The sequence below is a fragment of the Pseudomonas sp. P9_31 genome (genome assembly GCF_034008235.1).
In the GTDB taxonomy this organism is placed as follows: Bacteria; Pseudomonadota; Gammaproteobacteria; order Pseudomonadales; family Pseudomonadaceae; genus Aquipseudomonas.
This window is the reverse complement of the sequence record NZ_CP125375.1, coordinates 1307188-1320597: the sequence shown is the minus strand read 5'-3', so window position 1 is coordinate 1320597 and position 13410 is coordinate 1307188. Positions and strand designations below refer to the sequence as shown.

Annotated in this window: 6 protein-coding genes; 4 read left to right on the top strand and 2 right to left on the bottom strand. The window is 58.3% G+C overall.

Annotated features, from left to right (window positions below; translation table 11 throughout):
• Nucleotide 1: 1 nt before the first annotated feature.
• Nucleotides 2–943: a glycosyltransferase family 2 protein gene (locus QMK51_RS06050; protein WP_258699285.1), complete on the bottom strand. Its 942-nt coding sequence runs from the start codon at nt 941–943 to the stop codon at nt 2–4.
• A 243-nt stretch (nt 944–1186) separates the two neighbouring features.
• Here QMK51_RS06050 and QMK51_RS06045 point away from each other — a divergent pair, with 243 nt between their 5' ends.
• Nucleotides 1187–2311 carry an OpgC domain-containing protein gene (locus QMK51_RS06045; RefSeq protein WP_320393435.1) on the top strand — a complete coding sequence of 375 codons (1125 nt, stop codon included), beginning with the start codon at nt 1187–1189 and terminating at the stop codon, nt 2309–2311.
• 56 nt (nt 2312–2367) lie between these two features.
• On the opposite strand, the gene QMK51_RS06040 is transcribed toward QMK51_RS06045, so the two are convergent.
• Nucleotides 2368–3786, bottom strand: a complete 1419-nt coding sequence (locus QMK51_RS06040) for an amino acid permease (protein WP_320393434.1) — start codon at nt 3784–3786, stop codon at nt 2368–2370.
• Between the two features lie 487 nt (nt 3787–4273).
• Here QMK51_RS06040 and QMK51_RS06035 point away from each other — a divergent pair, with 487 nt between their 5' ends.
• From QMK51_RS06035 to QMK51_RS06025, 3 genes are all read left to right on the top strand, one after another.
• On the top strand, nt 4274–4732 hold the full coding sequence (locus QMK51_RS06035) for an REP-associated tyrosine transposase (protein WP_258699282.1): 459 nt from the start codon (nt 4274–4276) through the stop codon (nt 4730–4732).
• A 283-nt stretch (nt 4733–5015) separates the two neighbouring features.
• Nucleotides 5016–8126 carry a transglycosylase domain-containing protein gene (locus QMK51_RS06030; RefSeq protein WP_320393433.1) on the top strand — a complete coding sequence of 1037 codons (3111 nt, stop codon included), beginning with the start codon at nt 5016–5018 and terminating at the stop codon, nt 8124–8126.
• A gap of 155 nt (nt 8127–8281) precedes the next feature.
• Nucleotides 8282–13402 carry an NEL-type E3 ubiquitin ligase domain-containing protein gene (locus tag QMK51_RS06025; protein ID WP_320393432.1) on the top strand — a complete coding sequence of 1707 codons (5121 nt, stop codon included), beginning with the start codon at nt 8282–8284 and terminating at the stop codon, nt 13400–13402.
• The last annotated feature ends 8 nt before the right edge of the window (nt 13403–13410 follow it).

Below are 13410 nucleotides of genomic sequence, written 5' to 3'. Positions count from 1 at the left end.
GCTAAAGCCCTAGTCGGTCTTTGCCGCCGATGACGTCCTTAACCACATAACGGGGACGGTGTTTGGCTTCGATATAGATACGACCGATGTACTCACCGAGGATGCCAATGCCGATCAGCTGTACGCCGCCGAGAAACAGAATGGCTGTCATCAACGACGGATAACCGGGAACGCTATTACCAAAGAAAATCTTGTCCAGCACCATGTACACCGCGTACAACACCGCGAAAACCGAAATGCCGCCACCGATGTAAGTCCACAATCGCAACGGCACGGTGCTGAACGAGGTAATGCCTTCCAGCGCCAGGTTCCACAGCTTCCAGCCATTGAACTTGCTGCTTCCCGCCACTCGCCGGGCTCGCTCGTATTCCACCACCACGGACGTGAAACCGGCCCACGACAGAACGCCTTTCATGAACAACTGATGCTCGGGAAGTGCGCGAATCACATTGACCACCTTGCGGTCCATGAGCCGGAAATCCCCGACGTTTTCTTCAATCCGGGTGTAGGAAATTCTGTTCAGCAAGTGGTAGAACATCGCCGCGCTGTGGCGTTTCAGATAAGTGTCGCTAGCACGATCCCGACGTTTGGCGAGCACCACGTCAGCGCCCTTCTGCCACTCGGCAATCAACCGTGGGATAACGCTGATCGGATCCTGCAGGTCCACGTCCATGGGGATCACCGCATCGCCGGTGGCATATTCCAGCCCGGCAAACAACGCCGGCTCCTTGCCGAAATTGCGCGAGAAATTGATCAGCAATACCTGTTCATCGGCCTGGGCCAGCGCTTTGGCCTCCTCGGCCGTTCGGTCGGTACTGCCGTCGTTGATGAACACGATCTCGACGTCATAAGGGTCAAGTTTCAACTCACGGCGCACCGCCTGATGGAACAGACTGATCGCCTGCTCTTCGTTGAATACCGGAACGATCAGCGAAACCTTCACGTTTCACACTCCTGAGAAATGAAGTGTAGATGTTCGACAGATGCCATCAGGCGCCGTCCTTGTGCGCAACCTGCCCGGCAGACCGACGGCCACGCCGTTCAATTCGCTTGCTTCAGGCCACTGAGACATTAGGTAATATCCAGCCTTTTGCAATTCCCGGTGAATCACGGCACCCTGCGCGCCGCTGTAGGATCGCCGCACCGCTCGCTCCTACCCGACAACCCCGTTCAAGAGCCCGCCGTCATGACGTTTGAACGCGATCACCGAATCGACTTTTTCCGCGGCCTGGCCCTGATCTTCATCTTCTGGGATCACGTGCCGCAGAACCCGCTCGCCCAGTTCACGGTGCGTAACTTCGGCTTCAGCGATGCGGCGGAGATTTTCGTGTTCCTGGCCGGTTACGCGGCCGTACTGGCCTATGGAAAAATCGCCCGGCGCGACGGTTTCATGGTCGCCACGGTGAAAATCCTGCGGCGGGCCTGGGTGCTTTATGTGGTGCATATCTTTTTGCTGGCGCTGTTGATGGGCATCGTGTTTTTCGCCAACAGCCATGTGGAAACCCGCGATCTGGTGCAGGAAATGGGCTTGCAGTATTTCCTCAGCAACCCCCAGCAAGCATTGACGGATGAGTTGCTGCTGCGCTTCAAGCCGAACCTGATGGACCCGCTGCCCCTGTACATTCTGTTGCTGCTCGGCCTGCCCCCGGTGCTGCCGATGCTGCTGCGCAAGGCTGAATACGTGGTGGGGTTGTCGGTGGTGGTGTACCTGTTGGCGCCATGGCTGCAGTGGAACCTGGCGGGTACCGATGGGGGCGTATGGTTTTTCAATCCGATGGCCTGGCAGCTGCTGTTCATTCTCGGGGGCGCGGCGGCGATTCATGGGCAAAGACCTGGGGCGCCGCAACCCCGACCGCTGGCTCGGCAGCCGGTTTTCATCGCAGCGCTGAGCTATTTGCTGATCACCGGGCTGATCGCGCTGTCGTGGAAGTGGCCGACCGTGCATGACGCCTTCATGCCCCAGCGGCTCGGCGAATGGCTCTATCCGATCAGCAAGACCCACCTCTCGCCAGCACGCCTGCTGCACTTCCTCGCCCTCGCCTACGTCACCGCCAGGTTGTTGCCGGACACAGGCTGGACGCAACACTGGCTGGCGCGACAAAGCTGTCGCATGGGCCGCTATTCCCTGGAAGTGTTCTGCTTTGGCGTGTTGCTGGCGCCGTTGGCGGACATGCTCAACGCCTTGGGCGGGAATGCATTGGGGATGCAACTATTCAGCGCGATGCTGGGGGTCGGGTTGATGGCGTTGCTGGGGGCCTGGCTGGATTTCAACAGGCGGTTGAGCACGCCGATACCAGTGGCAGCCGTTTAAAATACACAAGCCCCGGTCATCTCGACCGGGGCTTGTGTATGGCTGGCGTTACAGGTTCAAGACGCCGAACGCACAGCGCCTTGCGGCACATTGGCCGGTTGCAACTTGAACATGTAGAACAACACCGTCAGCAGCACCAGGAAGGCAGGCCCGACATACAGCGCCACGCGAGTGTCCGGGAAGTACGCCATCAGGCCGACCACCAGCACCAGGAACGCCAGCGCCAGATAAGAACTGACCGGATACAGCCACATGCGGTATTTGAGGCCGGCACGCTCGCTGGCGCTCAGGCCTTTGCGGAACTTGAGCTGGGCCAGCAGGATCATCGCCCAGGTCCAGATCGCGCCGAAGGTGGCAATCGCGGTGACCCAGACGAAGACCTTCTCAGGCACCAGGTAGTTGAGCAGCACGCCGAGCAGCAAAGCACCGATCGACAGCAACAGCGCGCGACGCGGCACGCCGTTCGAGGTCTTGGCGAAACCGGCCGGGGCCTGACCGTTCTGCGCCAGGCTGTAGAGCATGCGCCCGGTGCTGAAGATGCCGCCGTTGCAGGACGACAGCGCGGCGGTGATCACCACGAAGTTGATGATGCCGGCGGCGGTCTTGATGCCCAGACGCTCGAAGGTCATCACGAACGGGCTGCCCTGGGTGCCGATTTCGTTCCATGGGTAAATCGACAGGATCACGAACAAGGCGCCGACGTAGAACAGCAGAATCCGCCAGAACACCGAGCCGATCGCATCGGGGATGGTCTTCTGTGGGTTCTTCGCTTCACCGGCAGTCAGGCCGATCATCTCGACACCGAGGTAGGCGAACATCACCATTTGCAGGGACATCAACACACCTTGCACGCCGTTGGGCATGAAACCGCCATGGGCCCAGAGATTGGAAATCCCCAGGGCGATGCCGTCGTTGCCGAAGCCGAACGCAATCACGCCGATGCCACCGACCACCATCGCAATGATGGTGACGATCTTGATCAGGGCGAACCAGAACTCGAACTCACCGAAGGCTTTCACCGCGATCAGGTTGATCGAGCCCATGCTGACCAATGCGGCGAGTGCCCAGATCCAGCGCGGCACATCGGGGAACCAGACGCCCATGTACACCGCCACCGCGGTGATTTCCGCGACGCAGGTCACCAGCCACAGGAACCAGTAGTTCCAGCCAGTCAGAAAACCCGCCAGAGGGCCGAGGTAGTCCTGGGCATATCGGCTGAACGAGCCGGCGACCGGGTTGTGCACGGCCATCTCGCCGAGGGCGCGCATGATCACCAGGATCGCCAGACCGCCCATGATGTAGGACAGCATGATGGCCGGGCCGGCCATTTCGATGGCCTTGGCCGAACCCAGGAACAGGCCGACGCCGATACAGGCACCGAGCGCCATCAAACGGATATGCCGTTCGCCCAGTTCGCGTTTAAGCGGGCCGCCCTGAGCGGTCTCGCCGTGAGGCAGGTGATTGCCGATTGGCATAGGGGTACAACCTCCTTGTTATTGGATCTGACCACCGAGTGTCGAAGCGCCGACCGATAAGCCAGTGCCAGGTGAAACCGTGCCTGCCTCGTGGGCGGACGCGTCTTGCAGAACAAAACCTGCAAGATCAGCGGGGCGTGCAGTATAAAAAGCTTTCTACAGGGCTTTCCACTCTATAAACCACAACATTCAGCGACAACTCTCGGGAAAAGTCCTTTCAGACAACATCACCCTGTGGCGAGGGAGCTTGCTCCCGCTCGGCTGCGCAGCAGTCGCAAAACAAACACACAGGTTCTACCTGGCAGATCACGATTGCTGGGATTGGGGCCGCTTCGCAGCCCAGCGGGAGCAAGCTCCCTCGCCACAAAAGCGCTACCTTCAATTGGATCCTTCATGGTTTTCGGAAATTTCAGGCAGAAGTTGCAGCTTCAGCCAGGTAGGTCGAGGGCTAAGGTCAATTGAGGAGCACTACAAAAGGACGCAAGGAATGCATCCACGCCCCAATTCACATTTGCTGCGCCATGGACGCTTTTCGGAAGAAGGTCGGGCCTATCTCATCACTGCGGTTGTGCACCAACGCCGCCGAATATTCACTGACTGGCAGTTGGGACGCCTGTTAGTTGCCGAACTCAAGCGGGCCCACGACCAGAAGTGGATCAACTCAATAGCTTGGGTTGTCATGCCAGATCACCTCCATTGGTTGGTACAGCTCGAACAACGCTCCCTGGCGCAACTCATGCAAGCCACCAAATCTCGCAGCACACTCAGCATCAACCGGGCGTCAAACAATGAAGGGGCTTTTTGGCAAAGCGGCTATCACGATCGGGCAATCCGCGATGGCGAAGAACTCTTGCCATTCGCCCGTTACATTGTTGCCAATCCCTTGCGAGCAGGACTGGTCAAGAAAATTGGCGATTACCCGCTGTGGGATGCCTGTTGGCTTTGAACCCAGCAGCACCACAAACCTGTGGCGAGGGAGCTTGCTCCCGCTCGGCTGCGCAGCAGTCGTGAGTCCTGTAAATGCGGTGTGTCTTAAAAAAACTCAGTGTTGCTGGTTTTTGGGGCCGCTTCGCAGCCCAGCGGGAGCAAGCTCCCTCGCCACAACACCCCCTTGCCACAGGTAAGGGGGCGTGCCCGATATTTGGTTGTTCACAATTTTTTCACCAACGCCAACCAACGTCTAAGCTTCAAACAAGTCCGATCAATCTGCGTGAATGGATCAGTCGACTATGGGCGCTTTGTGGCAAACCGATTCGAGTAAAACCGTGGTTCCGACTGAACGAGTGGATGAAGCGCCTTTACCTGAAAAACCCCGTCGTTCCCGGCACGGCTGGGGGGCTTTCTGGTTGCTGTTGCTGATTATCCTGATTGTCCTGGGCCTCGCCGCAACCAAGGAAATGCGCACCTCCAGGTTTCAATCCCGGGAAATCAGCAAATACGCCGCCTCGCTGAAATACGAACTGCAACCCGGCCCCAGCGACGCGATTCGCTACCCTGGCGCAGGCCCGTTCGATCAGCGTTTGGGTTACAGCGCCCTGAGTGAATTTCTGCCGCGCCTGCTCAAGCGCGATTACGTGGTGTCGGCACAAACCCGCTTTTCCCCGGCGCTGATGAAGTACCACGACAAGGGCTTTTTCGTGCCCTATTCCGAGAAAATCCAGGCCGGGCTGTCGATCACCGATTGCCGCGCGGCACCGCTGTACCAGTTCAAATATCCACAACAACTCTATTCAAGCTTTGCCGCCATCCCTCCTGTGGTGGTCAACAGCTTGCTCTTTATCGAAAACCGCTTTTTGCTCGATCCTCGTCAGCCCCTGGCCAACCCCGCCGTGGACTGGCCGCGGTTCGGCATGGCGGCGTGGTCCCAGGTGGCCAAGCTGTTGCGCCTGCCCGGCCAATCGGCGGGTGGCAGCACGCTGGCGACGCAGCTTGAGAAATATCGACACTCGCCCGACGGCTTGACGGTGTCGGGCGCGGAAAAAATTCGGCAAATGATTTCCGCCAGTGTGCGGGCCTATCAGCCGGGGCCGGAAACCCTTCAGGTGCGGCAAAATGTGATTCGCGACTACCTCAACAGTGTTCCGCTGTCGGCGGTGCCGGGCCACGGTGAAGTGCATGGCATGGCCGAAGGTTTGCGCGTCTGGTATGGCGTCGATTTCAACAAGGCCAACGAACGGCTGGCCAGTACCGACACCGATCCGAAAAGCCTGGCGGAAAAAGGCCTGGCCCTGCGGGAAATGCTGTCACTGATGATTGCCCAGCGCCGCCCTTCCCATTACTTGACCAAGGGCCGCGATGAATTGGCCAGCCTCACCGACAGCCATATTCGCCTGCTGGCACAAAATAGCGTGATCGATGCGCCACTCGCGGCGGCGGCACTGGCCAGCCAAGTGACCTATCGCGACTGGCAGACGCAGCCCACCATTCAGCCGATCGAAACCAACAAAGGCATCAGTGTGGCGCGCAGTCGTCTGGGCGGGTTACTCAATCGTCCGCTGTATGACCTCGACCGCCTCGACCTGTCCGCCACCAGCACCCTGCAAGGCGAGCTGCAAGCCCAGGCCACCGCGTACCTCAAGCATCTGGCCGACCCGGCCTATGCCGCGGAAATCGGCTTGATTGGCGAACGCCTGCTCACCCCCACCAGCACCACGCAGGTGCGCTACAGCTTCACCCTGTTCGAACTGACCCCGGACGGCTCGCGGGTACGGGTGCAGACCGACAGCACCGACCAGCCGTTCGACATCAATGAAGGCAGCAAGCTGGAACTGGGCTCCACCGCAAAAATGCGCGTGCTCACCACCTACCTGCAGATCATCTCCGAATTGCATGATCGCTACGCCACCATGAGCGTTGCCGAACTGAAGAAAACCGAAGTCGCCGAACAGGATCGCCTGAGCAGTTGGGCCGTCGACTACATGATTCAGAACACCGACCGCAGCCTGCCAAAAATGCTCGGCGCCGCACTGGATCGCAAATATTCCGCCAGCCCAGGCGAGGCGTTTTTCACCGGTGGCGGGCTGCACACGTTCGTTAACTTCCGCAAGGAAGACAACGGCCGCATGCCGACCCTGCGCGATGCCATTCGTGAGTCGATCAACCTGCCGTTCATTCGGCTGATGCGCGACCTGGTGCGCTACAGCACCTACGCAGGCCCCACCAGCAGCGCCGAATTGCTCAAGGACGACCGCGACCCGCGCCGTCAGGAATACCTGGCCCAGTTCGCCGACCGCGAAGGCACCGCATTCCTGTTGCGGTTCTGGAAGAAGTACCAGAACAAGGACACCCAAACCCGCCTCGAGACCTTCCTCGACAGCATGCACCCGACACCGATCCGCATGGCTGCCGTGCATCGCTATCTATTCCCGCAGGGCGACCAGGAGAGCTTCAACACCTTCGTGCGCTCGCACCTCAAAGGCGCCAAGCTCACGGAAAAACTCACCGACGAACGCCTCGAACGCCTGTACCTGAGTTACGGCCCGGGCAGCTATGACCTGCCGGATCAAGGCTTCATCGCCAAGGTTCACCCGCTGGATCTGTGGTTGATCGGCTACTTGCTGAACAACCCCGACGCCAAGTTCAGCCAGATCGTCAAAGCCAGCGAATTCGAACGCCAGGAGGTTTACAGCTGGCTGTTCAAAAGCAAACACAAGGGCGCCCGCGACAGCCGCATTCGCACGATGCTGGAGATCGAGGCGTTCCTCGACATTCACCAACGCTGGCAGAAAGTCGGCTATCCGTTCGATCACCTGGTGCCCTCGCTGGCCACCGCCATCGGCAGTTCCGGCGACCGCCCGGCTGCGCTGGCGGAACTGATCGGCACCATCCTCAACGACGGTGTACGTCTGCCGACGCTGCGTATCGACAGCCTGCACTTCGCAGCCGATACGCCCTATGAAACCCAACTGGTCAACAATCCGGTGGTCGGCAAACGCGTGATGCCTTCCGAGGTGGCCACCGCCATGCGCGAGGCCTTGTCGCAAGTGGTGGATGCCGGTACGGCCAAACGCGTGGCAGGCAGTTTCAAGCTGGCCGATGGCACCCCGTTGGCCATGGGCGGCAAAACCGGTACCGGTGACAACCGTATCGAAGCCATCGGTTCCGGCGGGCGAATCCTCAGCTCCAAGTCGATCAACCGCACCGCGACCTTCGTGTTCTACATCGGCGACCGCCATTTCGGCACCCTGACTGCCTTCGTGCCCGGGCGCTCGGCCGAGGCGTTCAAATTCACCTCGGCCCTGCCGGTGCAAGTGCTCAAAGGCATGGCGCCGATTCTCATGCCGTACCTGCAACCGGGTAGCCGTGTCGCGTGTCAGCCGGTTCCGATAGCGCGACTGTGAGTTTTTGCGCAGCAGGTGGTATTCAGTTATTTTTCCGATTCGAATATTCAACGGTTCAGCGCCAGGAAGCGCCGATTTAGCACAGATGTTTAGACTTTTGTTTTGAGCCCCAACAGATAGGCTGATCATTCTTAAAACAATCAAGGATGATTGCCATGCCTGACTCTCACACACCGGCCAAAAACACGAATAAAGGCCGACACTACGCGTTCATCAAGAACACCATCAACGACAACTTCAAAACCGCCACCGTCAGCAGAGGCCAGGCACTGGCGGCTACTGGATTGAAGATTGTGCCGTGGTACACCACAGCACCCGCCGCTCATCACGACAAGCTCAAAGCCGCCAACCTCAAGGCATGGGGCTCGCAGAACCAGGTCGACCAACTGTTCGAAAAACTGCGGGACGTCCACTCGTTTGCCGCGCCCCTGCTCCAGGCGAAGCTCAAGGAACGATACGGAATCGAGAATGACGTCACGACGACCTACCTGCGCCTGTACATGCCCAAGGATCAGCCCTGGTACGCGATTGACCTGTCGGGTGGCGTCACTGCCCGAACCGTCTCCCTGCTGGATGCAGCGCTGCACAACTTCGCACGAGCCGAAACGGTCGATGCCGGCTCGCAGTTCATTACCAAACCTGACAAACGCGGGCATTTCGAAGTCATACCGATCAAACACAAAATGACCATCAGGCAGTTCCAGGCGCTTTGCCGGGAGCTGGATATTGGCGCGCTTTACAAAAAACATCTCGAAAGCTATCTGCTTCCCGGCGAGCCGCTAGCCGAAGCCGTCATGAAGCACAAGGTGACCGAAAGTCAGAAAGACGCACTGACCGTCGCCGCGCAGTTGGCGTTGATCACCGGCGATATCCAGTACGATGCCTACAAGCTGATGCTGGATCTGGCACAGGACACACCTCAACTGCTCCTCAATGAGAAACAGATGCTGTGCTGCGACCTGTCCATGATGGACACCCGTCTGACCGGCATTGTGCTGTTGATTCATGCGGTGCGGGGTAGCAGCGGCATTCGACGGCTCATTGCGTACGTCCCCCATGACCCTGATCACCCGCTCAAGGAGTACGAATCCACAGAGGCGTTCACCCATGAGCTGGTGCGCCAATTGCGCGAAGACAAAATCGGCGCATCGTCGCAGCTGAGCTATCGACAATTCTTCAGCCAGTTCGTCGATCAACAGCAGCGCGGGCACTTCTTCGCCGGCCTGGAGCAACGTCTCTTTACCGTCAAATGGCACACGAAAGAGGATCCGACAGACCAGCGTCCGGCGTGGCGCAAGGAACCCGTGCTTCGACCCCGATTGCAAATCGAGCATTGGCCACTCCCTCGGGATTACTGGAGGCATGCCTACCAGCAAAAGCTCAACAAGATCCTCAACGACGCCCGTGAAATCGCGGTATCCACCGCCGACACCGACAGCAAAGCGCGCTGGGCCTGGTGGGACAACTTCAAGAAAATCGTCTCCGACATTTTCAACGTCGCTCTGTTGATCGCCACACCGTTCGTGCCGGGGCTGGGCGAACTCATGATGGCCTACACCGCTTACCAACTGACCACGGATGTCATCGAAGGCATCGTCGATCTGGCCGAAGGCCTGGGCCTTGAAGCGGCCGAGCATGTGATCAGCGTGGTGACGGATGTCATTCAACTGGCGGCGTTTGGGGCGGGTGCTGAAATCGGCAACGCTTTTCGGCTCAAACTGTCGCCGCTGGTCGAGGGCATGAAACCGGTCAAGCTGCCCAATGGCAAACACACACTGTGGCATCCCGATCTCGCACCCTACGAACAGAAAAATCTCACCCTGTCGGCGGCTTCAAAACCCAATGAGCACGGCCTGCATCGACATGCCAATCAGGACATTCTGCCGCTGGAAGGCAAGCTCTACATCGTCGAAAAAGCCTCCACAGAGCCGACCTCCAATACGCACCGTGTCAAACACCCCACCCGCCCCAATGCCTACTCGCCCAAGATGGAACATAACGGCCATGGCGCCTGGGTGCACGAGGCGGAGAATCCACGAGACTGGGAAGGTGAAACATTGATGCGCCGCCTCGGCCACAGCGTCGATCGCTTTTCGCCCACAGAACTGGAGCAGATCCGCATCAGCAGTGGCACTGACGACAATGAGCTGCGTCGGATGCATGTCGACAACAGTCCTCCGCCGCCGGTGCTGGCCGACACCATCAAGCGCTTCAGTGCGTATGACGAAGTGCAGACAGCGAGTGCGAATATCCGTGGCGGGAGACCGATCGATCCAGCGTCTGTCTGGTTTGAACCGATCATGACGGGCCTGCCAGGATGGCCGCCAGAGCGGGCATTGAGGGTGTATGAAAATGCCGACTTGACGGGCTATTCGCGCAAGTACGGCAATGCCAACGCAACGGACGCCAATACCCTGAGCATGAGTCTCGCGGACCTCACGTCCGGCAAACTGCCCGAACGCGTCGTGGGCTTTCTGAATGAGGCCGAGGTCAGCGCTCTGCTCGGTCGCGACATGCCGAGCGCTGAACGCAACCAGGCGTTGCGCAATCTACTCGCGGACGCCGTCGACGAGCGTCAGGGTGAGTTATCCAAACGTCTGTATCAGGCCGGAGAAAGGTCGAACAAGGCGGATGTCCGCTTGCTGAAGCAAACGTTCCCGGACATGCCGCTCACCCTCACGGAAAAACTCCTGTCTCACGCCAAGGCAGCCGAGTTACAGAGAATGATCGATGAAGATCGCTTGCCGCTACGTATCAAAACCCAGGCCCGGGAATTGAATTTCGAAGCCTCCACCGCTCGCGCCTACGACGGCTTTTATCGGGATGAACGGGTGTTACCGGATACCGAGCGGCTGGCGCTTAACACGCTCAAGCTCAATACCGATGGCTTCGGCGATGTGCGCATCGAGGTGCTGGACGGCACCTATGACGGCACACTGCGGTGCAGCATCGGCCCGGATGACGCCACAACAGTCCGGCGCCTGATCAGAGATGAGCACGGCCAGTACGAGGTTCTCGAGGGAGCCAACAAGAAGCTGCATGACGCCGGTGATTTCTACGAATCGATTCTGCGCGCCCTGCCTGAAGACAAACGCGCGGCATTGGGCTACCAACGGGGTCAGGGCCGTCTGCTCAAAGCGTGGATCATGGAACAATGCGCGCCTGCTGCCGAACGCCGGACATTGCTGGCAGAACCGCCCATTCTCCTGGTTGCCAATATTGAAACAGTCAACCTGGTGCGCGGGCCGAGTCTGTCCACATTCGCAAACACCCCGGAAAAAAGGGTCAGGAACCTCTATCCGAAATTAAACGAACAAGAGGTGAGAGCCTTCGTTGAGGCCTTGCGCGCCAAGGGTGATCCCGACAAGGCCATCGACCGGCTCAGGGATGAACTCGTCGAACTGAAGAACATATTGGCGGAATGGGAAAACAAAGCAATGGGCTACGTTTCCGCTGATTCGGGATCCGGACCTGAATATGATGATTTCAGGTATCGCGGCGGAAGGCATATTCGGGAACGGCTCCTTGAATGCTTCGAACGCAAAAGCGAGGCCTTCGGTGGGCGCAACAGTCATCCAGAAGGCGGCTATACGCTGGACTTGTCCTCCGACTTCATGGGCCCGAAACTCGATCGTTGGTGGAAGGATCTGCGTGAGCAACCCAATATCAAAAAATACATCGACCAAGTGACCGTGCTGAATGTGGACAACGCTCGTTTTTCTCCTGACACCAAAGGTCTGTTGAACGACTTCCCCAACGTTCGTCATTTGAGCGCCCGCCATAGCGGCCTGACCGAGCTACCGCCAAGTGTCGGCACGATGCGTCTGCTCGAATCCTTGCGTCTGACAGACAACAGCATCCAATTAACGGCTGACTCTGCCAAGTCGCTGAGAGAGCTCACTCGCCTGGAAACGCTAAGGCTCGATAACAATCCGCTCAAGCAGCCTCCGGATGTCGGCCACATGCCCAGACTGAGGGTATTGAGTCTGAACAACACCGGTATCTATGCCTGGCCGGAAGGTCTTTTCAAGGAAGGGGTTTTCGAGAAACATCACCCGCGCGGCTTTTCTCTCGATCTACGGGAATGTCCGATCACGAACGTACCCGATGTCGTGCCTGGCTCCGATCATGCGTTTCTCGTGGCACGCACGCGACTCGACGCAACGAAGCTTTCCGATGTTGATCGAGTCCGTTTTGGAGACTACCGCGAGTCCGTAGGCTTGGCTCGTGAGCAAGTCTATGAGCGGGCTGCGGCCAATGAGTTATCTCATTGGCAATCGTTACCGGACTCAGAAATTTATAGTCAATCGGCGGGGATCGGAACCTATAGAGAGGAGAACTGGCACGATGTGATGGCGGAACCCGACTCCACCGATTTTTTCAAAGTTATCCGTAAACAGAGAGCCGGCAAGGATTACCGAAGCGATAATTCGCGCAAGCAACTGACCCGGCGGGTCTGGCAGATGATCGATGCCGTCGCGCTCGACACCGATCTGCGCGAGGAACTGTTCAAACAGGCCAAACATCCTGAAACCTGCGGGGATGCTGGGGCACAACTGTTCAATAACATGGGAATAAAAGTGTTGGTGTCGCAGGCGCACGCCGAATCGACAACTGGCGCGGCGCTTGAAAACAAACTTGTCAAGCTGGCCAGGAGTGCCGCTCGCCTGGAAAAAATAAACGAAATTGCCAGAGCAGAGGTTGAGAGTCAGAACGACAGATTCAAAAGCAATCCGGGAAAATTCGACGCTCCGGATCCTGTGGAAGTGCACCTTGCGTACGAGACAGGGCTGGCCAAGCGACTGGATTTGCCTTGGCAATCTGAAAGCATGCTGTATCAGACGAGAGCAGACGTGGACGCCGCCAAGATTAACGCCGCGTACGATAGTGTCATCGCTTTCGAAGAAGGTGACGGATTGGTCGACGGGATGATCGGTTTATTCGAGAACCCGTTTTGGGAAAAACACTTGCGCAAAACCCACCCGGACACATTCGATGCGAGTGATCGCCGTCTCGCAACCAAACATGCTCTGCTCGAAGATCTGCGCACCGCCCAAAACAACTGGGCGAACGCCCGGACTCCGGCGGAGCGCTCCTCGCGCAAAGGAAGAGTGGAAACGCTTGCCAACCAGCTGAATATTCCACACACCCAAGTGTTTACCGGAAGGGAAATGACCACGCAGTTTTATGACCGGATGCTGTCAGAGATGGCCGAAGAACGAAACGAGTTGGCCAGAACACTGACCCGTAAAGCATTGGCAAACGCCGGACTCTAAACAATGTA